Source organism: Paenibacillus sp. 01T431, from assembly GCF_056398625.1.
Genome location: NZ_JBFTPT010000004.1, coordinates 150,501 through 174,010, shown reverse-complemented (window position 1 = coordinate 174,010; position 23,510 = coordinate 150,501). Strand labels below are relative to the sequence as shown.

18 protein-coding genes are annotated in these 23,510 nt (G+C 45.3%); 6 read left to right on the top strand and 12 right to left on the bottom strand.

From position 1 onward, the window contains the following. The first annotated feature begins 97 nt into the window (after positions 1-97). Both AC1DM9_RS08495 and AC1DM9_RS08490 read left to right on the top strand, forming a co-directional pair. The gene (locus AC1DM9_RS08495; protein ID WP_477579459.1) at positions 98-877 is read left to right on the top strand and encodes a hypothetical protein; all 780 of its coding nucleotides are present in this window, start codon (positions 98-100) and stop codon (positions 875-877) included. Between the two features lie 172 nt (positions 878-1,049). Further along, positions 1,050-1,817, top strand: coding sequence for a methyltransferase domain-containing protein (locus tag AC1DM9_RS08490; protein WP_477579457.1), 768 nt, complete (start codon positions 1,050-1,052; stop codon positions 1,815-1,817). Between the two features lie 100 nt (positions 1,818-1,917). On the opposite strand, the gene araA is transcribed toward AC1DM9_RS08490, so the two are convergent. Both araA and AC1DM9_RS08480 read right to left on the bottom strand, forming a co-directional pair. Continuing rightward, positions 1,918-3,408, bottom strand: a complete 1,491-nt coding sequence (araA, locus tag AC1DM9_RS08485) for an L-arabinose isomerase (protein ID WP_339202805.1) — start codon at positions 3,406-3,408, stop codon at positions 1,918-1,920. A 308-nt stretch (positions 3,409-3,716) separates the two neighbouring features. After that, on the bottom strand, positions 3,717-3,902 hold the full coding sequence (locus AC1DM9_RS08480) for a hypothetical protein (protein WP_076265743.1): 186 nt from the start codon (positions 3,900-3,902) through the stop codon (positions 3,717-3,719). Positions 3,903-4,143: 241 nt separating this feature from the next. Here AC1DM9_RS08480 and AC1DM9_RS08475 point away from each other — a divergent pair, with 241 nt between their 5' ends. Genes AC1DM9_RS08475 through AC1DM9_RS08465 form a run of 3 tightly spaced genes read left to right on the top strand, consistent with a single transcriptional unit; the run spans position 4,144 to position 6,991 of the window. Next, positions 4,144-5,010, top strand: coding sequence for a class I SAM-dependent methyltransferase (locus AC1DM9_RS08475; RefSeq protein WP_339202809.1), 867 nt, complete (start codon positions 4,144-4,146; stop codon positions 5,008-5,010). After that, the gene (locus AC1DM9_RS08470; RefSeq protein WP_441875393.1) at positions 5,010-5,723 is read left to right on the top strand and encodes an RluA family pseudouridine synthase; all 714 of its coding nucleotides are present in this window, start codon (positions 5,010-5,012) and stop codon (positions 5,721-5,723) included. The genes AC1DM9_RS08475 and AC1DM9_RS08470 overlap by 1 nt, the downstream gene beginning before the upstream one ends. Positions 5,724-5,743: 20 nt before the next feature. Continuing rightward, entirely contained in the window at positions 5,744-6,991 is a 1,248-nt protein-coding gene (locus tag AC1DM9_RS08465) for a CapA family protein (RefSeq protein ID WP_477579455.1), read from the top strand. A 20-nt stretch (positions 6,992-7,011) separates the two neighbouring features. Here the strand turns inward: AC1DM9_RS08465 and AC1DM9_RS08460 are convergent, their stop codons facing one another. Then, positions 7,012-7,416 carry a MarR family winged helix-turn-helix transcriptional regulator gene (locus tag AC1DM9_RS08460; RefSeq protein ID WP_076265740.1) on the bottom strand — a complete coding sequence of 135 codons (405 nt, stop codon included), beginning with the start codon at positions 7,414-7,416 and terminating at the stop codon, positions 7,012-7,014. Between the two features lie 204 nt (positions 7,417-7,620). Here AC1DM9_RS08460 and AC1DM9_RS08455 point away from each other — a divergent pair, with 204 nt between their 5' ends. Continuing rightward, positions 7,621-7,788, top strand: coding sequence for a hypothetical protein (locus AC1DM9_RS08455; protein WP_179089723.1), 168 nt, complete (start codon positions 7,621-7,623; stop codon positions 7,786-7,788). On the opposite strand, the gene gyrA is transcribed toward AC1DM9_RS08455, so the two are convergent. From gyrA to nth, 9 genes are all read right to left on the bottom strand, one after another. Beyond that, the gene (gene gyrA, locus AC1DM9_RS08450) at positions 7,769-10,231 is read right to left on the bottom strand and encodes a DNA gyrase subunit A (protein WP_477579452.1); all 2,463 of its coding nucleotides are present in this window, start codon (positions 10,229-10,231) and stop codon (positions 7,769-7,771) included. The two genes, AC1DM9_RS08455 and gyrA, sit on opposite strands and share 20 nt — an antisense overlap. A 12-nt stretch (positions 10,232-10,243) precedes the next feature. Next, positions 10,244-12,214, bottom strand: a complete 1,971-nt coding sequence (gene parE, locus AC1DM9_RS08445) for a DNA topoisomerase IV subunit B (RefSeq protein WP_076265738.1) — start codon at positions 12,212-12,214, stop codon at positions 10,244-10,246. Positions 12,215-13,210: 996 nt separating this feature from the next. Next, positions 13,211-13,498: a YqkE family protein gene (locus AC1DM9_RS08440; protein WP_477509611.1), complete on the bottom strand. Its 288-nt coding sequence runs from the start codon at positions 13,496-13,498 to the stop codon at positions 13,211-13,213. A 30-nt stretch (positions 13,499-13,528) separates the two neighbouring features. Continuing rightward, positions 13,529-14,713, bottom strand: coding sequence for a formate-dependent phosphoribosylglycinamide formyltransferase (gene purT, locus AC1DM9_RS08435; protein WP_339202818.1), 1,185 nt, complete (start codon positions 14,711-14,713; stop codon positions 13,529-13,531). Positions 14,714-14,869: 156 nt separating this feature from the next. After that, positions 14,870-16,693 carry an ABC transporter ATP-binding protein gene (locus AC1DM9_RS08430; RefSeq protein ID WP_441875380.1) on the bottom strand — a complete coding sequence of 608 codons (1,824 nt, stop codon included), beginning with the start codon at positions 16,691-16,693 and terminating at the stop codon, positions 14,870-14,872. After that, complete coding sequence (locus AC1DM9_RS08425) at positions 16,693-18,480, bottom strand: ABC transporter ATP-binding protein (protein ID WP_441875584.1); 1,788 nt, start codon at positions 18,478-18,480, stop codon at positions 16,693-16,695. The genes AC1DM9_RS08430 and AC1DM9_RS08425 overlap by 1 nt, the downstream gene beginning before the upstream one ends. A 295-nt stretch (positions 18,481-18,775) precedes the next feature. Further along, positions 18,776-22,495 carry a dynamin family protein gene (locus AC1DM9_RS08420; protein WP_477579449.1) on the bottom strand — a complete coding sequence of 1,240 codons (3,720 nt, stop codon included), beginning with the start codon at positions 22,493-22,495 and terminating at the stop codon, positions 18,776-18,778. Then, the gene (locus tag AC1DM9_RS08415; protein ID WP_076265731.1) at positions 22,443-22,715 is read right to left on the bottom strand and encodes an NAD/NADP transhydrogenase alpha subunit; all 273 of its coding nucleotides are present in this window, start codon (positions 22,713-22,715) and stop codon (positions 22,443-22,445) included. The genes AC1DM9_RS08420 and AC1DM9_RS08415 overlap by 53 nt, the downstream gene beginning before the upstream one ends. 5 nt (positions 22,716-22,720) lie before the next feature. Then, positions 22,721-23,416: an endonuclease III gene (gene nth, locus AC1DM9_RS08410; RefSeq protein WP_076265730.1), complete on the bottom strand. Its 696-nt coding sequence runs from the start codon at positions 23,414-23,416 to the stop codon at positions 22,721-22,723. Between the last annotated feature and the right edge of the window lie 94 nt (positions 23,417-23,510).

Sequence of the window (23,510 nt, the reverse complement as noted above, 5' to 3'; positions counted from 1 at the left end):
AAACGACTAAAATTTTATTAATCGTCAGCAAGTAACGACTAACATGTCAAAAAAATGATAAAATAGATGATGATAATACCAAAAAGGCGGAGATTACATGGGACATCCATTCATTATTGAACCGATATCGTACATTAGCTTCGAAAACGAAGCAGAGCAAATAGAAAAATGCAAGGAATGGGGTTTGCTTTCTGAGAAGGCTGCCAAAACAAAAGTATTTTTCTATAAAGGAAACGGCGTGAATCTCGAATGCACTATTATTGGATATGTGGATAAAATGACTGCTGTCATTTCATTTGAAAATGAACAAAAGCATTGTATTCACCCTTCCTACTTGAAGGAAATGCAAGCTTCTAGTTATGGCCAGAAGACTTCCAATGCAGTTGAAGAGATTGCACCTGCACAAGAGATTGAAGCTGATAAAAATGACGCTCTGCTAGAAACATCACAAAATAATGATGCAGCAGCGATTTCTGAGACGATACCAGCGCCTGATTCCGTTGAAGAAGTACATAAAGAACCTAAAGCAGCAGCTGCTCCAAAAGAAAAAACAAAAAAAGAAAAGGCACCCAAACTGCAGCTCCCTGAAGATAAGATCAAGATGGTCGCAACAGTAAAAGAGTTTACGACTGTACCTAACAATTTTTCTGATACAGATGACGAGGTTGTTATTTACAACGCAGTAGCCATTCAAGATCCTGCTATGGAGATCGGCGATGCTTGGTCCAGCCATAGTGCTACCCTCAAAAAGCTTGAGCTGGAAATCGGCGATATCCTTCATTTTGAAGGAAAAATAGTCGCTAAAAAGCTTACTAAGCACCCTGTTCCTTACAAAATCAATAACCCTGCGAAAATTCAAAAAGAAAAATCAGAATAAACCCATTCATAGTTGAGGTATACCTTGAGCTTTGCTTCTAACCTACAGGAGTAAAGCTTTTTTCTGATCGAACTTTATAACTTTAAACTATAAAGAAGATAGGAATAATATATTTTACTTATATACAATCTTTGTGTGAGAATAGGGTTACCAATAGTTAGGGGATGATATTATGCCTTCCGGCCAATTTTGGAAAACCGAATTATATGACAACAAACTGGGTTTTGTATCTGAGTACGGGAAGGAAGTTGTTGAATTATTAAGTCCTGCCCCAGGCGAGAAAATATTAGATGTAGGGTGTGGCACCGGAGATTTGGCCTATGAAATATCGAAAACGGGAGCAACAGTTCTAGGCATGGATTTTTCTGCGGAAATGATTGAAAAAGCACGAGTGAAATATCCAACCATTCTTTTTTTCACTGGAAATGGTGAACAGTTTCAGTTAGATGAATCATTTGATGCTGTATTCTCTAATGCGGCATTGCATTGGATGAAAAATGCGAAACAAGTGGTTGAAAATGTGTGGAATGTGCTAAACAGCGGCGGCAGATTTGTTGCTGAGTTTGGCGGCAAAGGAAATGTTAATCGAATAGTAAAAGCAACAACAGCTGTGCTTGATGAGGATTATGCTATTGATGCAGAAAAGTTAAATCCTTGGTTCTTTCCGAGCATTTCAGAATATAGCGCTCTACTTGAACAACAAGGCTTTCGAGTAACTTATGCCGTTCTTTTTGATCGGCCTACGAAGATGGAAGACGGTGAAGAAGGACTAAATCACTGGTTATCTGGTTTCGCAAATCATTTTTTCGCTAATGTATCGGAAGAAGATAAAAAGTTGCTATACGCTAAAATAGCCGCAAGAGTAAGAAATGATTTATTCCATGATGGTACATGGTATGTGGATTATGTGCGGATTAGAGTAAAAGCTATTAAGCCATAACTTTAAAGCCCCTATAAATAGAGAAAAAGACTGCTGCTTAACCTTGTACGGTTTTAAGCAGCAGTCTTCTCTATTAAGAAGCAATCAGATGATAGGATGTTTAACGAATACGATAGCTGAGATCGTTCCAACGAAGCTCGTTGCGAACACTGCGTACCGTTGAATGCTTATCGATTACTACGGTTTCAATGCCAACTTGATCCGCCCAGTCTACAAGCTGCTCAGTCGTTACGACATATGAGAATACGGTGTGATGAGCGCCGCCAGCGTAAATCCAGCTCTCTGCTGCATCTCGAAGCGATGGTTCTGGTTTCCACAACACACGAGCTACTGGAAGCTTCGGCATTTCATGAGTAGGCTTCACTGCATCCACTTGGTTAATGATCAAGCGGAAACGATTGCCTAGATCGATGAGTGAAGCATTAAGCGCAGCACCAGAGCGTCCATCGAATACAATCCGTGCTGGATCCGCTTTGCCGCCGATGCCAAGCGGATGAACTTCGATTTTTGGACGGCTATCCGCGATTGTAGGACATACCTCAAGCATATGTGATCCAAGTACGAGCTCGTTGCCTTCTTCTAGATGATAAGTATAGTCCTCCATAAATGAAGTACCTTTGTTATTGGCAATCAGCTTCATCATGCGAGTAAGTGCAGATGTTTTCCAGTCGCCCTCGCCGCCAAAGCCGTATCCTTGCTCCATCAAGCGCTGAACTGCAAGACCTGGAAGCTGCTTCATGCCATGCAAATCTTCAAATGACGTAGTAAATGCGGAGAAACCGCCCTCTTGTAAAAATGCTTTTAGGCCAAGCTCAATACGAGCCTGCTCGCCAATGGAAGCCCATGAAGCTGCATTGCCGCGTGTCTCGGACGAAATATCGTACTGCTCGTTGTATTCCTCAAGCAGCTGTTTTACTTCTGAATCTGAAACCTCATTCATACGAGCAACAAGATCACCAATGCCATAACCATTAATCGACCAGCCGAATTTGATTTGCGCTTCAACTTTGTCGCCTTCCGTAACCGAAACTTGACGCATATTGTCTCCGAAGCGAGCAACCTTAAGATGACGGCCTTCATTAACTGCAATTGCCGTTCCCATCCAGCTGGCAATGCGGGAACGAGTAACGCCATCCTCCCAGTGACCCGTAACGACTTTGCGCTCAAGGCCTAGTCGGGCGAAAATATGGCCGTATTCTCGGTCGCCATGTGCGGATTGATTCGTATTCATAAAGTCCATATCAATCGTTTCCCAAGGAATATCACGGTTGAATTGAGTATGAAGGTGTAGTAATGGCTTACGCAGCTCAGACAACCCATGAATCCACATTTTTGCCGGTGAGAAGGTATGCATCCAAGTGATGATGCCTGCACAGTTCTCATCCGCTTTCGCTTCTAAGCAAAGCTTGTAAATTTCTTCTGGAGTTGTTACTACAGGTTTAAATACAATTTCGGATGAAATAACAGAATCATCATTCAACGCCGCAGCAATAATACGTGAATGCTGTGCAACCTCTTCTAATGTTTCTGGTCCGTACAAGTGCTGGCTTCCGGTAACAAACCAAAATTGATAGGGCTTAACTTGTAACATGGAATGGTTCCTCCTTAAGTTTTGCGAATGCAAAACAGCTTCGTAAGCATCCGCTTTAAGTTTTGCGAATGCAAAACAGCTACGTAAGCATCCGCTTCAAGTTTTGCGAATGCAAAACAGCTATGTAAGCATTCACCGAGTATTAAACGTATTTTTAGAGATAACGCCTCTCCTCAACTTGTACGGACATTAGCGCTAGTTATCACTGGTATGACGATGCACTTGTACATACAACTTGACTCACGTTTATCATACTCCGAACCATAAATGTTTTCAATATGCAGCCCCTATAAAATTTCTAAAGAAAATCAAATTTGTTCCAGTCGGTATGTATAGCCGCAAAACGAACAACGAAATAATACGCTTTTATCGCCTACTTTAATAGTAAGCCTCTCGTCGTCCTCGATTTCAATATACTCTCTGCCCTGCTCGTCCCGATCTCCCGTAGCAAACATTACTGTTTTATTCCCGCACTCGCACTCAAAACTCATCATGATATTGTTGCTCCTCTATTATTGTAGATTTACTAAATTATGCTCTTTTTTACACTGATTTTTGCTCTGTCAGCAACAGCATTTACTTATTTGCTGTAATAAACAGCCATTTTCATAACTTACGAATAAATACCAGCCTCTAAATGCGTCGGTTTCATTGCTTCATTGTGTTAGCTTCGATATAATTATCGTTGACATTATTATATTACAAAAACAAGGTCAAGGAAGGGTTACGAATAACATGTACATAGCAGATAAATGGGTAGACTACGAGGTTATAGATACAGGAGACGGAGATAAGCTCGAACGTTGGGGCAATTATACACTCCGCCGTCCAGATCCACAAATTATTTGGCCGATCACAAATGAAACAGGTCTTTGGAAAAAAGCCGATGGCCATTACCATAGAAGCAATTCCGGTGGCGGTCAATGGTCGATGAGCGAATCATTGCCTGAGCGCTGGACCATTTCTTATGGCGAACTAAACTTCCATATCAAGCCGACAAACTTCAAGCATACAGGATTATTTCCTGAGCAAGCCGTTAACTGGAGCTGGATGATGGACAAAATCCGTAATGCAGGACGTCCTATTCGTGTCTTGAATCTCTTTGCCTATTCGGGCGGTGCCACTGTTGCAGCCGCAGCAGCAGGCGCTGAGGTATGCCACGTTGACGCAGCTAAGGGTATGGTCCAATGGGCAAAAGATAACGCCCAGCTGTCTGGACTTGAGTCCGCTCCAATTCGCTATATTACGGATGACGTGTTCAAATTCGTTCAACGCGAACAACGCCGCGGCAAGCAGTATGATGCGATTATTATGGATCCACCTTCTTATGGACGTGGCACGAATGGTGAAACATGGAAGCTCGAAGAAAATTTGTTTCCATTCTTACAATCCTGTACATCGATTTTGTCTGACAATCCATTGTTCCTACTCATCAACTCCTATACAACTGGATTATCGCAATCTGTTCTGCACAACCTGCTGCATATGACAATGAATGCCAAGTATGGCGGCGAGATCAACTGTGGAGAAATCGGATTGCCGATTACGAAATCCGGCCTTAATTTGCCGTGCGGAATACTGGGACGTTGGGAGTCTAAGTAATGACGATCAAGGTTCTGTTCGAGGACAATCATGTAATAGCTGTCGTTAAGCCGCCTGGCGTCCTCTCACAAGAGGATGACACTGGCGATGCTGATATGCTTACCCTGCTTAAACAGGATATAAAGGAACGATACAACAAGCCGGGAAACGTCTTTCTCGGCCTCGTTCACCGTCTTGACCGTATGGTTGGCGGCGTTATGATTTTTGCCAAAACCTCAAAAGCTGCGTCCAGATTATCCGAATCGGTTCGCAGTAGACATTTTGGCAAAACTTATGTTTGTGTTGTACAAGGTACGCCAAAACAATCTCAATCGCGTTTGACTCATTATATTGTTAAGAACAGCAAACAAAATCAAGTAACCGTCTATAACAAACCCACGAATGAGGCTAAAGAAGCGATTTTGGATTACGAGGTAGCAGCTGTATCTGGCCGTTATTCATTGATTGCGGTGAAGCTGCATACCGGAAGGCCTCATCAAATCCGTGCACAGCTGGCTCATATCGGCTGTCCGCTCGTAGGCGACCTGAAATACGGCGCGAAACCAACAAGCGGCATATCCGAAATTGCGTTATGGTCAACCTCGGTTTCAGCCCCTCATCCTATAACAAAGGAATGGATGAGTTTTCGTTCCGTCCCAACCGGCTCTGATGTTTGGAATTGGTGGACTAGTTCGCAGCTTGAAGACGCCTCCAGTATGCTGAGCAATACGTAACAAGGAAGGACGAAATACTAATGCGCCGTAAAAGGCACCGAAAAACAAATTCTATACTATTATTACTAAGTTTACTTGGCTTACTGGTTATTTTTTTATTGCCCTCCATTTACGAGAGGGCTTCTGCACCTGCCAGCTCGCTTCCTACAGCTTCAATTGACCCCACTCCTACTGAGCAAGCAGTCGTAACCCCTTCACCATCTCCTGAACCGACAGCACCACCAGAGCCTGTTTATGCCGATGCCGTATGGATGGCCGTAGGCGACATCATGATGCATACGCCCCAGCTGCCCGGAGCTTTTGACAAGAAGACGAATCGATATAACTTCAAGCCGTTTTTTGCAGAGGTTAAACCGATTTTGAAGCAAGGAGATTGGGTTATTGCCAACTTAGAAACACCAATTGCTGGTGTGGAATATGGCTATACTGGATATCCAACGTTTAATGCGCCAACCGAACTTGGAGAAGCAATCAAGGATGCTGGATTTAACTTAATAACAAATGCCAACAATCATTCACTTGATAAAGGCGAGTCAGGTGTGCTTCGCACTCTTGAGAATTTAAAGAAGCTTGGTCTTCCAAGCAAGGGAACAGCCGCATCGCAAGAAGAAGCAGACCATCCTGTCCTATCCGAGAAAAATGGCATCGTTATGGGATTGTTAGCTTACACCTATGGTACAAATGGCATTCCAATTCCAGAAGGCAAACCTTACCTCGTTTCGCTTATTGATGAAGAGAAAATTAAAGCAGACATCATTAGGCTGCGTGAAGCAGGTGCTGATTTTATTACCGTTTCTCTGCATTTCGGAACTGAATATCAGATTATACCGAATGAAGAACAAAAACGTCTCGCTCGTTCGCTTGTCGCTGCGGGAGCTGATATTATTGCCGGTTCGCATCCCCATGTTGTCCAGCCATATGAAGTGCTTGAAACAACCGATGAGAATGGTCATGTAAAAAAGGGACTTATTATTTATTCTATGGGAAATTTTATTTCTAATCAGCGGGGCGAATCGAAGGATTACGGAGTTATTTTTAAAGTTAATGTTCGTAAAAATATGACAGAAGGCACAGTTACTATTACTGATGTTGAATCCATTCCGACATGGGTGCATCGCTACAAGCCTGATCGTTCCTTTCGATATCGCATCTTGCCAATCGAAGAAACATTAGCTGCTTCAAATGATACCTTGCTAACGCAAGCCGACTACGAGGTGCTCCAAAAAAATTACGATATGCTGCGCAATCGGCTCGATTCTATGAAATAAGCGTTGATGGCGAAATCAGATTACAGATTTGCTACTTTACCCAACAAGTAAACCAGCAGCTGCTGGTTATGAGAGGAAATGCGGTCCAGCGATTGTTCGATCATTTGAGTCCGAATCGTTGTACCGCGCTCCGCCTCAGCTTTGCCCTTCTCCGAAACAGATACCCACACAATTCTTCGATCATGATCATCTCTAGTACGTTCAATGAGCTCATTTCTTTCCATTCGATCCAACAGTGTTGTAATTGCAGCAGGCGTGGTCGCTAAATATTGGAGCAGATCAGATGGCTTCATCGGTTGGTGCTGAAGCATCAGCTCTAATACATTCAGCTGCCCTTCTGTCAAAGGAGCAAGCGATTGTTCCAAGTTGTTTTTCCATTCACGCGAAAGCTTCGTCCATAATCGAGTAAATTCTCCTGACACCATACTCCCACACTCGCTCTCTGTCAATTTCCATCTATTTGCTATTTATTATAGCAGTCTTTATTGTCGAATAAAAGATTAACCCAATTAATAATTTGCGCTATTAATCGATATATTGTTGAACATTATGACAGCGTTAGACATACAATAAGGCGAAAGCCCAGCGCTATGTCTATTCATGCTTAAACAGTAAGGAGCGTGCACCCAGTGGAAGAAAGAAAAGCTGTAATCATTCAAAAAATTAAAAATTATGGCATTATAAAAGACCCACAATGGCTGGACCGCCCGGATGAGCTGGTACCATTGTGGGTCATGCTTGAAGCTATTTTGGAAGTCATTGAACGGTTTGATCCGCCTAATCGACCTTTTGATTAGTGTCTGTTATGGAACGTGCAATCGTGCTCGTAATAACGTCGGTTTTCTCTACTGGGAAAATAAGCTTGCCTATCGATTTGCGATCTTCAATTGGTGCTTTCTCCGATGTAGCAGAAAGTTTCGCTCCAGATGAGGTAATCGCTACAATCTCTTTGGCTGCCTTGCAATAATAAGCACCAATCAGTGAGGAACCATTTGGACGCACTCGTTTGCCTTCTTTAAATTCGAACGTTTGTACACCCTTGCCGCCTCTGCCCTGAATTGGATAATCCAGCAGCAAAGTACGTTTGGCGTAACCGATATCGGTAATGACGAGTAATTCGCCTTCATCCTCAGCAACCCATTCCGCGGTGACAAGCTCGTCTCCATCCTTAAGCTGAATACCTCTTACGCCTGTTGCAACTCTACCCATCGAATTAACTTCGGATTCTGTAAACCGAATACTCATTCCCTGCTTAGTAATAAGCATGATTTGCTTCGAACCATCACTCAAAACAACCCGAATGACTTCGTCGCCCTCTGAAACTTTGCAGGCTGCAACCGCAGTGGATCTTGTAGTTGCGTATTCCTTAAGCTCCGTACGCTTGACTTGGCCACGTTTCGTTACGAAAACAAGTGATGCTGTAGATGCCAAAATATCTTTAATTGGAATGACGCTTACGATCGAATCATCCTTCGGAATAGGTACAACATTCACTATCGCTGTTCCGGTATCCTTCCATTTGAATTCTGGAATTTGATGGACCGGCAGCAAATAATATTGACCTTTGCGTGTAAAGAGCAGCAAATTGTCAATCGTATTGACTTCAAGCAACTCTCGTACGAAGTCACCTTCCTTGACGCCTGCGTTTTGCAGCTCGCCTCCCGATCTCGTAAACGAGAGCATGCTTGTCCGTTTTACATAACCATCCTGGCTTAATGTAACTAGAACATCCTCTGGTGTAACAAGAACTTCGAGGTTAACTTTCAGCTCTTCGATTTCACCGCGCAGAACAGAACGGCGATCAATGCCATATTTGGTTTGAATCTCAAGCAGTTCATCCCTAATAACACCAATCAGCTTCTTCTCGCTAGCCAAGATCGATTTCAAGTAAGCAATCTTCTTCATCGCTTCCTTAAGCTCTTTCTCAAGTGTCGTAATTTCCAAGTTCGTTAAGCGATAAAGCTGCAAAGTAAGGATGGCATCTGCTTGACGAGCGGAGAAATCGAACTTCGCAACCAAGTTGTCTTGTGCATCCCCGCGATTTTTGGATGCTTTGATCGTCGCTATAACTTCGTCTAATATGTTGAGCGCTTTGACAAGTCCTTCTACAACATGAGCGCGATCTTCCGCCTTCTCAAGATCATATTTCGTGCGGAAAGTTACTACTTCCTTCTGATGATCGATATACGCCGATAATATTTGTTTAAGACCAAGCTGCATCGGTGTTTTGTTCACGATTGCGACCATATTGAAGCTGTAAGCTACCTGCAGATCCGTTTTCTTGAACAAATAAGCCAATATACCTTGTGCATCGGCATCCTTCTTAAACTCAATGACGATGCGCAGACCATTGCGTCCGCTCTCATCACGCACCTCCGCAATGCCTTCGACCTTTTTCTCTAGCCGAATGTTTTCCATTGCGGTAACCAACCGTGATTTAACGACCTGATATGGAATTTCAGTAATGACAAGCTGCTGCTTACCTCCGCGCATATCCTCGATAGCCGTCTTAGCACGAATGTATATGCGGCCTTTACCTGTAGCATAAGCGTCTCGAATGCCTTCTTCGCCCATAATAATGCCGCCAGTAGGGAAATCCGGACCTTTCACATAGGTCATAAGTTCTTCTTGCGTCAGCTCTGGGCTTCCCATAAGGGCGATACACGCATCAATAACCTCACGCAGGTTATGAGGCGGGATTTCCGTGGCAAAGCCGGCAGAGATGCCGCTGGTCCCGTTTACGAGCAAGTTGGGGTACCGCGACGGCAGCACAACCGGCTCCTTCGTTGTATTATCGAAATTATCCTTGAATTGTACCGTTCTTTTCTCTATGTCACGAAGCAGCTCCATCGCAATTGGCGATAGACGCGCTTCCGTATAACGCATAGCTGCTGCTGGATCATCATCCTGAGAACCCCAGTTTCCGTGTCCATCAACGAGCGGATGTCCCATTTTCCAAGGCTGTGCCATCCGTACCATACCCTCATAAATCGATGAGTCACCATGCGGATGGTAATTACCCATAACGTCACCGACAGTTTTAGCCGATTTGCGGTATTGCTTGTCCGGTGTGTTTCCTGAATCATACATCGCATATAGAATACGACGCTGCACGGGCTTCAAACCATCGCGAACGTCAGGAATGGCACGGTCCTGAATTATATACTTTGAATAGCGTCCGAAGCGGTCGCCTACCACTTCCTCCAAAAACGCCGGTAAAAACTGTTCCAGCATACTCATGCAGAAATCCCCCTATTCCTCATATTCCATAAAATCGACATTCTCGACAATCCAACGTTTACGCGGATCTACCTTATCTCCCATAAGCGTCGATACTCTGCGTTCTGCTTTGGCTGCATCCTCGATTTGAACCTGAAGAAGCGTTCTTTTCTCTGGATCCATCGTCGTTTCCCACAATTGATCAGGATTCATCTCACCAAGCCCTTTATAACGCTGAAGCTCATAATTTTTACCGTATTCCTTCAAATAGTTTTGAAGCTGCTCATCTGTCCACGCATATCGAATCGTTTCCAGCTTGCCAGATTTACGTGTAATTTTGTAAAGCGGCGGCTGAGCGATATAAACGCGTCCCAAATCGATTAACGGCTTCATATAACGGTAGAAAAAAGTAAGAAGAAGCACTTGGATATGAGCGCCGTCTGTATCCGCATCGGTCATAATAATAATTTTATTATAGTTGCATTCCTCAGCGACAAACTCAGAACCCACACCTGCGCCTATCGCAGAAATAATGGCCTTGTACTCGTCGTTTTTCAAAATATCGATGAGCTTGGCTTTCTCTGGATTCATCGGTTTTCCCTTAAGCGGCAGCAGCGCTTGATATTTCGAGTCACGGCCCTGCTTAGCTGAACCGCCAGCTGAATCCCCTTCCACAATAAACAATTCCGTGCGAGTAATATCTTTTGACTGCGCAGGAGTTAGTTTGCCATTTAGATTAGAGCTCTCGCTCCGCTTCTTGCCGCTGCGGATTTCTTCACGCGCTTTGCGCGCTGCTTCTCTCGCTTTCGAGGCTTGAAGTGATTTTTTTAACAGCATTTGTGCGATTTGAGGGTTTTCCTCAAGAAACACCTGCATCTTCTCCGAAACAATTGCGTCAACAGCGCTACGCGCAGATGAGCTTCCGAGCTGGTCTTTTGTTTGTCCGACAAACTCAACCTCAGACATTTTGATATTAATAACGACCATCATGCCTTCGCGCAAATCGTTGCCTTCAAGGTTTTTGTCTTTCTCCTTAAGCATCGCTGCTTTACGGGCATAGTCGTTCATGACGCGAGTATAAGCGGTTTTAAAACCGGTTTCATGCGTACCGCCGCCGCGTGTCGGAATGGAATTGACGAAGGAAGCGATCGTCTCCGTGTATCCGTCATTATATTGGAGGGCTACCTCCACCTCAATATCATCGCGCTCACTAGCAAAATGAATAACATCATGCAGTACGGTCTTTTCTTCATTCAAAAACTGAACGAATTGACGAGCGCCGCCTTCATAATGAAACACATCCTGCTTGCCGCTGCGGTCGTCTTTAATTGTTACCTTTAAACCAGAGTTTAGAAAAGCAATCTCTTGCAAACGCTCTGCCAGCGTATCATAACTTAATGTTGTGCCATTCTGGAACACGCGGCCATCCGGCTTAAAAGTAACCTTAGTGCCTGTCCGATTCGTAGTGCCAATAATCTCAAGTCCGCGTACGGGCTCACCAACATGCTCACGTCCCGCTTCATCAATCCAATATTCAAAGCGTTGTCTGTGAATTTTGCCGTCTCGGTAAATATCAACCTCAAGCCATTCTGACAAAGCATTTGTAACAGATGCGCCAACGCCGTGCAGACCGCCGGATTTCTTATATCCGCCGCCGCCAAATTTACCGCCCGCATGCAAAATCGTAAATACGACCTGCGGTGTAGGAATACCGGTCTTATGCATGCCGGTAGGAATACCACGCCCGTTATCGTGTACCGTTACTGCTCCGTTCTTGTGCAGCGTCACTTCAATGGCCGAACAAAATTTAGCCAAATGCTCATCGACTGCATTATCGACAATTTCCCAAACGAGATGATGCAATCCCGAACTGCTTGTACTTCCTATGTACATGCCCGGTCTTTTACGAACTGCTGTTAACCCTTCAAGCACCTGTATATCATCGGCCTCATAATTTCGGTCTGCGGCCGCTGTATTTGCGAAGAGATCTGTTTGCTCAGACATGAGCGTCCCCCTATCTTTAATCACGTTTCCGTATCTTCAAGCTATTTTAATTCAATTTGTCATGTTTCGTAAAGTCTCCAAAAAAAACGATTAGTGCAATAACACGATATTCATGCCTTATTTTGCTAATGGTCATAAGAGATACATATAAGGATAACACACTATCCTTGCTTAACAGAACCTTCCAACGATTAGTTTGGAGGGGTTCTATAGTTTCCTGTCTTGTTTCAACAGCAGCACTACTTATTCATAACCTACAGCTCAGCGTATGTAATAATCGGAATAAGCGCAAGCATAATTAACACAATAACAAAAAAACTTTTTTTGTTCCACAAATTCTACAACTCATTTTCAAGAAAACGATTAAAGTTATTCGTGTGTATCCACTGTTTGAGCGTTTCTACCAGCTTCGACCACGAAACATTGCGTTATACGCTTGTCGTACATGTAGAATTTACTGCAATGACATTAGCTAAATCCTTCGAAAATAAAATGGAATGCACACACATCGCTTTAATAACTGTTGTTAGCATGTTTTGCAGAATCATTAGATTTATGTATGCGTGGTAACAATTTGTATTAAAAAAGGTGATTGTGAGGCACTGCCTCGCCTATTTAATCGATTAGGATTGACTTTAATGCTCAACCTTCGTAATATGGTTTACGATTCAAATTCACACCCAAAATCATATTCGAGGTAGCAGAATGAATACGAATGAACGCATTGATTGTTTGAAATGCAAACATTATTTTATTACATGGGAGCCAAGTGCACCTAAAGGCTGCAGAGCTTTTGGATTTAAAACAAGCGTACTGCCGAGCATAATGGTTTTTCGCTCATCTGGCAAACCCTGCATGCATTTTGAAACAAAAGAAAATCATAAAAAATAAGATTATATCAAAAGCTTTGAAATTAGTGTATTTAGGATATTCCGAACAAAAAAAGCACCCTAAGGTGCTTTTTTGAGAACAATGCGAACTGCGACTTTCTTCCTATTACTTATGCTTCGACCAGTTAGGGTCGCTATTCTCAAGCAAATAAGAAAAATCGTTTTCCAAACGCTTTTGCTCCTGCTTCTTCTTTTCTTCTTCCTGTTTGCGAAGCTCTTCTTTACGTGATGCTTCAGCCTGCTTCATATCATCCGCTTGTGCTTTTAGCTTGCCAAGCACCTCATTGCTTAATAAATCCTTGAGCGTCAAGCCGTTTTCCGACTCATTTTTTGGAGCATTTTTTGATGATGATCTAGGAGTTGAAGACGTTATTTTTTTCTGTTTTTTACCCATTGCTGCTGCACCTGCCTTAAAATAAACTTTCTATTCGTTAGTATACGATACGTAAAGAGCTTCTGCAGCTTTACGAGCTAAATCTCGTGCTTGTTCTACATCAGGAGCAGTGCTCAGCGCAACGGCCATTCTTCGTCCAACCTTCGTTTCTGGTTTTCCAAAAACGCGAACCTGTGTATTAGGAACCGACAAAGCTTCTTCAATACCGCCAATGCGGAAATCGGAAGATTCACGGTCTGCTTTCAACGTATGTGATGCACCATGTGACAGCAACCGAATAGTTGGAATTGGAAATCCTAAAATAGCTCTTACATGCAGGGCAAACTCTGAAAGATCCTGAGTCGCCATCGTTACCATGCCTGTATCATGTGGACGCGGCGATACTTCACTAAACAAGACGCCATCCTTTGTAATGAATAGCTCCACACCGTAAATACCAAAACCGCCCAGCTCATCGGTGATGCGTTGCGCTATGGACTCTGCTTGAGCAATTTGGGCCTCAGTCATATGATGCGGCTGCCAGGACTCGATGTAATCGCCATCCTTCTGCACATGTCCAATTGGCGGACAATAGCTTGTACCCGAAACCGATCGTACAGTAAGCAATGTAATTTCAGATTCAAATGTTACAAAGCCCTCCACGATAACACGCTGCTTCTTGGCACGTCCACCTTCCATCGCATAGCTCCAGCATGCTTCAAGCTCCGCTTCAGATCGGCAAACGCTTTGTCCTTTGCCTGAGGAGCTCATAATTGGTTTGATGACACATGGGAAACCAAGCGTTTCGGCCGCAAGAGCAAGCTCTTCAAACGTGTCTGCAAATCGATATGGCGCGGTAGGCAGCTCCAATGTCTCAGCAGCTAAACGGCGAATGCCTTCGCGGTCCATCGTCAGCCAAGCCGCGCGTGCTGTAGGAATAACGCGATGTCCTTCCTTCTCAAGCTCAAGCAGCGTTTCTGTAGCTATTGCTTCGATTTCCGGAACAATATAGTCAGGCTGCTCCTTCTCAATAATACGGCGAAGCTCTGCCCCATCCAGCATATCTGTTGTATAACTGCGATGTGCAACCTGCATAGCTGGTGCTTGATCATAGCGATCTACTGCAATGGTCTCGATGCCAAGCCGCTGAGCCTCCAATACAACCTCTTTACCAAGCTCACCAGAGCCTAGCAGGAGCAACTTGCGAGCATTCGTTGTTAAGGGTGATCCATACATAAAGAAAAAGAACCTCCTGGAAGCAAATCGAATCGTCAGCTCTGTCCTAAAGGCAGAGACTAGCGTTTCGGTTCGTTTTTTCTTCCATTGTGGAGGTTCTAAGCTTAAAAATCAACTATTTTATAAGCATTTGCTGAAATGAATTGTGCTCACGTTTTAAAGAAAACGGTACTGTGCTTCGATCAAGCCGTTGTACACGCCGCGCTTTGCAAGCAACGCTTCGTGATTGCCTTGTTCAACGATTTCACCGTGGTCAAGCACGATAATTTCATCCGCGTGACGAATCGTCGACAATCGGTGAGCAATCATAAAGGATGTACGGCCTGCTAGAAGAATTTTAAGAGCTTCTTGAATTTTCAGCTCCGTTTCAGTGTCAATGCTGGCTGTTGCTTCATCCAAGATAAGGATTTGCGGATCAGCTAGCAATGCTCTAGCGAACGATAGCAGCTGACGCTGACCCATGGAAAGTACATTGCCTCGCTCTTCAACTTGCGTATCATAGCCATCTGGCAGCCCCATGATGAAATCATGCGCGTTAACGGCTTGAGCTGCTGTTACGATCTCCGCATCGGTTGCATCCAAGCGTCCATAACGGATATTGTCACGAATCGTGCCTGCAAAAATAAACGTATCCTGGAGCACGATGCCAACCTGTGAGCGCAGGCTTTCAATCGTCACATCACGAATATCGATGCCATCAATGAGGACACGGCCTTCAACCGGATCATAGAAACGGCATAATAGGTTGATGATTGTACTTTTTCCTGAACCAGTATGCCCTACGAGCGCTATCGATTGGCCTGCTTTTACATCGATCGTGATGCCCTTGAGTGCTGGCCTTCCCTTCTCGTATTCGAACACGATATGGTCGAACTTTACGGCGCCAACAATTTTCGGAAGCGGCTTTGCAACCTTTAGTTCCGCTACCGTCGGTTCTTCATCAATAAATTCAAAAATCCGTTCTGATGAAGCCATCGCAATAAGCAGCTGAGAGTACATTTGTCCTAGTCGGTTGATCGGGTCCCAGAAGTTACCGATATAGTTGGCATAACCAACAAGCAATCCAACGGTAATCGCACCTACTTGAATGAGGTGGGAGCCATACCAGAATAGAATAAAAGTACCGATTGCTGAAGTGATCTCGATTACAGGGCCGAACGTTTGGTTAAGCGATGACGCTCGGTTCCATGATTTATTGTTGATTGTATTCATATGATCGAAGAAGCTCATATTGTCTTTCTCTTGCACGTACGCTTGCGTTACCTTCATCCCTTGAATACTCTCATTTAAATGAGAGTTAATACGGGACTGCTTAATGCGCACATCCTGCCATGCAAAACGAATCTTTTTGCGCAGAGTCGTCGATACAATGAACATTAACGGTACGGTTATCATGACCGCAAGGCCAAGCTTAAAGTTCCATACGAGCAAAATAATGACGATACCGAACAATTGCACACAGTCCATCAATAAATTGACGACACCGTTTGTAAACAAATCCTGCAGCGCATTTACGTCATTCGTGACACGAACGAGTACAGAACCTGCTGGGCGCTTGTCGTAAAAACGGAAGCTTAGCTTTTGAATATGCTGGAATAAATGATTTCTGAGATCGTATATTACCTTTTGTCCAATGATATTCGTATATTTGATCCGGTACGTATTGGATGCCCATTGAATAACATATAAGACCAGCATGATGCTTGCGATCGTAATTAACTTCGGTACACTTGTTTCACCTTGCTCAGGAGCAATCGCTTCGTCAATTGCCAGAATGACGAGCGCCGGCACGCCTAGGCGTGTCAACGTACCAAGAATCATCATAACGATGACAGGCATTAATTGTTTTGTGTAAGGCTTCATATATCCGAATAGGCGGCGCAATTGGCCCCAGTTAAAGGGCTTTTCAATCAGCTCATCGTCTTGGTATATGAAACGTTCATTTTTATTGCTAGCTTTTGCTTTGGCACTCGTACTCATTATACGGTACTCCCTTTCCGCTCATTCGCTTGCGCAGCTATAGCAGCATCATCAAGCGGATAGTCAGCATATTGAATGTTGTAGGTGTCGCGGTATGGTCCTTGCTGCTTAATCAGCTCTGCGTGTTTACCACGCTGAACGACATGGCCCTTGTCTAACACGATGATTTCATCGGCATGTCTAAGCGAAGAAATCCGATGTGCAATAATAAAGGTCGTGCGGCCAGCCATCAGCTCCTTGAAGCCCGCTTGAATTTCATGCTCGGTTTCCATATCTACCGCGCTTGTTGCGTCATCCAAAATTAAAATTCTAGGATTTTTTATAAGTGCTCTAGCAATGGCAATCCGTTGTTTTTGTCCACCGGACAAGCCCATTCCTCTTTCGCCGACAATCGTATCGTAGCCTAGCGGCAGCTCCAAAATGAAGTCATGCGCTTTAGCCAGCTTAGCTGCGTGCTCGATTTGCTCTGGTGTTACATCCCGCACGCCATAAGCGATATTATCGCGAATCGATGCCGAGAATAAGAACGTTTCTTGAAACACGGGAGCTATTAATGAACGAAGGCTTGCGACATCCAAATTTTTAATATCGATGCCGTCTAGCGTAATTGAACCTGTTTTTACATTATAGGCTCTCATTAACAATTGAATAATCGTTGATTTGCCTGAGCCTGTCGCACCAAGAAACCCAATGACAGAGCCTGCTGGCGCATCAATGACCAAATCGGTTACCGCCGGCGTTTTGTCAGGATAACTGAACGTAACATGATCGAAGCGTACATGGCCTTTTACGGTATCGCTGCTAACCTCAATCGCGTGCTCAATATTTTTTACATGAACATGTTCATTCAGCAGTCCTAGTACACGCTCTCCTGAAGCTTTGAACTGCGTGTAGTTATTAATATGGAACCCAAGGCCCCACATCGGACCGATAATGTACCAAATCAAGCTGAAAAATGCGACAAATTCACCGAGCTGCAGTGATCCGTTAATGACAAGAATACCGCCTGTTACAAGCAGGATTACTGCGCTTAAGTTCGCTACAAGCTCCATTACAGGGAAAAATTTCGCCCAAATCTTTGCTGCGCCAACCTGATTCGTTTGATAGGCTTCACTGCGTATGGAAAATTTCGATACCTCATGCGATTCACGTGCAAAAGATTTAACCGTGCGTACGCCCGTAATATTCTCTTGAACCGCTGTCGTTAAATTACTCATCGCTTGACGCATTTCGCGGAACGCTGGATGAATATTGCGTTCAAAACGAATGGCTGCGAAGCCTAGCAGCGGTATCGTTACTAATGTAATCAAAGTTAGCTGCCAATGAATAGAGAGCATCATTGCGCCGCCGAACAAGATCATCAACACCATATTCAAGATTTGTGCAAAGCCAAAACCGATAAAGTTGCGAATAGCTTCTAAATCAGCCGTTAAACGTGACATCAAATCGCCTGTTTTTGCTTTGTCATAATATTGAAACGACAGCGTCTGCAGCTTGTCGTACAAAGCATTCCGCATGTGGAATGCCACTTTGTTACCAAGTCGTGCACCAAAAAAACCATGTAAATACTGCATGCATCCTTTAATGATAATGACTCCGACTACTGTAAAAGAAAGCGTTGGCACTAACTCGAATTTTTTTGGAGTAATGACATCATCAATCAAGAATTTCAGTAAATTCGGATAGACAAGTCCGAGCGCCGTAGCGCACATTAAGCAAAATATCGAGGTGAACATAAACTTTCGTTCCGCCCAATAAAATGCTTTCAACTGCCTTAGTACGTCCAAGTAAATCCATCTCCCCGTATCTATTTTGTAAGCATGAATGAATATTATCAGCATCATCAAATGCGAGCAAACAGTATAAATATGCATATACCTGTTATAAACCGCTTATTGACTCGTTATCTAAATTGGAAACGGTTAATACTCCCAATTGGTCGCAAATCATGACAAATATGTGCCTATTACTCAATTTTTGCACAAAAACACACTAAATTAAAAAAAGCTTTTGCAAGCGTTTTACACGCTCGCAAAAGCATTCAGCTGTTAATGCGATAGAACAATCCGTATTCATTGACAATTAGATATGAATCAACTGATTATACAGCTGCTTCAGCTCAGCCGTGTCCGCACTGCCGGACAACGAGATTCGTTTGCCGCTTTCATAGGCAAGCATATCGTCTTGCAGCTGTTTACCAGCTTGATCAGCCGCTTTCTGCCAAATTTGCTCGTAAAGCGATGTCCACAAGAGCGTTTGCTCGGACATCCATCCATTTAATGAAGGAGCAAGCAGCGCTTCAAGCTCTTTGCGAAGAATCGACTTGCCCTCGCCTTCAAAAAATTGACGCGGTGATTTGAAACGGCTCCAAAGCAGCTTCGCATCAACGTTATCCGCTTCCCAAGCGGTCGGCTCATCTGGCGTTGGCAAAGCAGCTGGCGCATAAGGAACAGCACTATATGCGGAAATTGAATTTTCTAAACGCTGCGCAGTATGAATATATTTCTTTTGCAGCTGAGTATGAATGCCTCGTTCCATCCGAAGCGAGGTTGCCAGCATCTCCTGTGACAGCTCCAGTTGGACGAGCCGCTGCAGCTCCAGCCAAGATGTCCAAATGGCTTTGCGCAAGTCACGTCCATCATCCTGCAAGGAGGCCGGATTAAAGGCTAAGTTATAAAACTCACCAAAACGGTATTGGATACGCTGAACGACATAATACAATAGCTCGCTAAGCTCCTGCTTTAGCTGCTCTGGTATCGTTCCGGTTTGAAGCGCTGATATATCGATCTTCGCTTCGTTCACCGCTTGCAGCAGTGCTATAAGCTCAGCTTCACGCCCGGCTGCGTCGCCCTCTGCACTTTGAAGCCAGCCTGCAACTGTCGCTGCCGCTCGTTTCAAGTCCTGCTCTGCGGCATCAATAGCTAGCCGTCCGAGATCGTTCTGAATAAAGGAAAGGAATGATTGCTCGAAAGCTTCAATGCCGGAGCGTTGCAGCAGCTCTGCATTTCCATCTAATTTACTATCCAGTGCCTGCAAGCTCGATACAGGAAATAAGCGAGGCGAGCGAATCGCATGCTGCAGCAGATTCGTCTCAACATGCTTTAACACACCTGTAAGCTCCTCCTGATCTGCAGCCAAATCGGCAGCGTTAACAAGGAAAAACATTTTATCAAGCTCAAACTGATCCTTCACCCTGCCAAGCTGCATCAGAAATTGACGATCAGCTTGCGAGAAGGCGTGATTGTAATACGTGACAAACAAAACAGCATCAGCGTTTTTAATATAATTGAAGGCTACGCCCGTATGTCTAGCATTTACAGAATCCGCTCCTGGCGTGTCAACGAGCACGATACCCTGCGCCGTCAACGCGCAGTCATAATGCAGCTCGATTTCACTCACGAAGCACGAACGAGATTCCTCAGCGACGTACTTTTCGTATTCCGCTTGATCGACCGACAGCTGCTGACCGAGCAGCGGTTCATGCTTTGCCCAGCCTGCGCGGGCTGCGCGCAGGAAGCTGAAATGCGGGCGACCGCCAGCTCCGATGGAATCCGGAGATAGGCGATCAATCGCCCGCATGAGAGCAGCGTCATCAGACTGCTGCTCTTTTTCACCGAGGAGCGCTAGGGAATAGCGCACATCATCGATAATGGCAGCGCGCGTCTTCATGACAATGCGCGCTGTACCATGACCGTGCTCCGCCGTAGGGGGCACGAGTCGGTTGATCGCTGCCGTCGTCGGATTAGGAGAAACCGGCAGCACCGGTTCTCCGATCAGCGCGTTCGCAAGCGATGATTTGCCGGCGCTGAAGGCGCCGAATAATGCGATGGTGAAGCGGCTGTCCTGCAGCCGCTTCGCCTTATCGCTCATCGCTTGCGCAGCAGCCGCAAGCGCAGCATGCGGCGCCAGCAGCTCCGCGGCGCTGGCTAAGCGCGCTGCAGCGCTGTGCTGCTGCGCCAAAGCTGCACCGCCAGCTAGGGCGCTTCGCCCCGCTGCCACATGATGCTGCCCCTCTCGCGCGCTTCGCCCGCTCTCGCTCGCAAGCACACCCCGCGCTTCAGCAGCGTCGCCGCCAGCTTGCGCGGAAGTGCCACCGCCAGCCACAGCTATACGCGGTGCTGGCAATGCCGGCCTTGCCGGCGCCTCAGGCAGCGCGGCAGTTAGCCGCGCCTTATGCTCCTCGGCGCGCTTCGCCAGCGCCGTAAGCGCATGTAGTGCACCAGCCTGCGCGCGAAGCGCAGCAAGCTGTGACTCTGCCTCAGCGGCGGCGGCTTCGCCTACCGCCGCTGCATGGTCTGCCAGCGCATCGATGATCTCAAGTGAGCGCTGGCGATAAACCGCCTTCACATCCGCGGCTAGATCGCGGCTAAACGTCATCGTATATTCGTTGCTGATGACGGCGCCGGGTTTCACTCTCGCGATAAGCCACTCCGAATCCGGCAGCCAAGCCAAGTTCCGCGCGAGCTCCGATTCCAGCAGCTCGCCATTATATGATTTACGCTCTGCTTCCGTACGCAGCAGATGCTTCACATGCCAGTCGATCGAAGCGCTGATTAAACTGTTTAATTCCTCGCTGAACGCCAGCAAGCGCCGTTCCTGCTCAGCAGCAGTCTTAGCTGCCGCAAAAAGCAGCCCCGCTTTAAAACCAGGCTTACGGCTCTCCAGAAACGTTTGAGCCAAATCACGCAGTCCCGCTGGCGTAATATTCGCATTATCCAGAAGCGTTTGCAGCTCTTTGCGAAGCTGCGCCCGGTAAACCTCTTTCTGCTCCGAAACATGCCTGATCTTCTGTTTCAGCTGATCCATTTGTGTTGTGACAAGGGCAACAGCCTCAACGCCGCCTGCCTCAGCAAGAAGCCGTTCTCGCTCAGGCTCCGCTAGCTGCTCACTCCATTTCAAATGTCCATCAGCTACATGGCGCAATGACGCATCTACACTGTACACACAAAGCGGCTTGCGGATCGTTTGCAGTTTATCTAGCAGCTCAAGCAGTTGCTCCCACTCTTGATGAGGGTGCTCTGGCTCGCGCAACGACAAATAAACGATCCCCGCCGGCTCCAAGTGCCAAGCGTGAAACGCATCCTCAACGCTTTGACGATAGCTTGCGAAAGAAAGCTCGCGATCACGATGCTTATCAATCTGATTCACAATAAAATATAAGGGCTTTCCCCAATCCTTCAATTGCTTCGCAAAAGAAAAATTGATTTCAGACTGCACATGATTATAATCCATGACATAAAAAACAACGTCTGCAAGATGCAATGCGGATTCGGTTGCCATTCGGTGCGCATCATCAGTTGAATCAATGCCAGGCGTATCGAGGAGCACGGTATGATCTCCTAAAAGCTCGGAAGGATACACGATCGATACAGAAGTAAATTGCTCGCCATCGACACAATAGCGGTCAAGCTGGTCGATTGGAACTTCCGCTTTGGAAGCAACACCATTCTTTACGGTTTCAACAGCTGCATAAGCCCGATCCCCGCCGCGAATAGACACAACGTTCGCGCTTGTTGGAATTGGACTAGAAGGAAGCAGCTTAGTCCCGCATAAACGATTAATGAGAGTTGATTTGCCAGCTGAAAAATGTCCACAAAAAGCGACAGTAAGCCGACCATCGGTCAGCTTACTGTTTAGCTCCTGTGCTTGCTTGGCATGTAATGTATCTCCTGCAGCTGACATTAAACCAGCTGCTTCGGATATAGCTCCTGCTATGCTTTGCACGGTTGTTTCTGTCATTTGCTTCTCCTTAAACGGCTTGCTCTTCTTCAGACGGCAAACAAATTTCAAATACGTTGCCATGTTGCAAGATCATAATGTTGCGCTCTTTATCTCTCATCACAACAACCTCAGGTTTAATGCGCATACGCTCGATGTATTGATCAGGCACGTCGCCTGAGCCGCTAACTGTAATGCCTTCTACAAGGATATCCTCGTGCTCCTCTGGCGGAGACTCAAGCACTTGCTCATAAATATCAGAAAAAAGCTCAAAATTGTTTGTGTACACGGAAATACAGTTCATGTTCATCATCCTTCACTGGCTATTTTAGGTTTTATACTCTTATTTTTGGTTTTAAAACCTGGCTTCATACGTTGTTTACCTTCTTTGCACAAATCAAGCAGCGGACAAATTGGACACTGCGGGCTTTGCGCTTTACAGTGATAGCGGCCGAAAAAGATGAGTCTGTGGTGGGTTAATGTCCACTCCTCGCGCGGAACGAGTTTCATCAGCTTCTTCTCTACCTCTAGGACACTGTCTTCGGCCTTAGCGAATCCCAGTCGCTTCGTTACACGATCCACATGCGTATCGACAGCGATGGCAGGCACACCAAATGCATTAGACATCACGACGTTAGCCGTCTTCCGCCCTACACCTGGCAGCTCGGTCAGACCTTCATGACTTTCAGGCACTTTCCCGTCATATTTATCTATGACAATACGGCAAAGCTTTTGTATATTTGATGCTTTACTTCGAAACAAGCCGATGCGGCGAATGTCCTGCTCTAGTTCTTCCAGCGGTACGCTCAAATAATCCTCGGGGCACTTATACTTTTGAAATAAGTTCACCGTCACCTTATTGACCGTCTCATCCGTACATTGCGCAGACAGCAGTACTGCTATTGTAAGCTCAAACGGATTGCTGTGATTAAGCTCACAGTGTGCATCTGGAAACATGTCCGCAATAATGTCTAGCACATGACGCATTTTTTGTTTCGCAACCATCGTCCTCTCCCCTAATCAAACACTATCGTTCAAAGTGTAGCGAAATTTGTCACGCTTCGCAACCGTAAACAAGCATATTCTATAAAAAAACTGC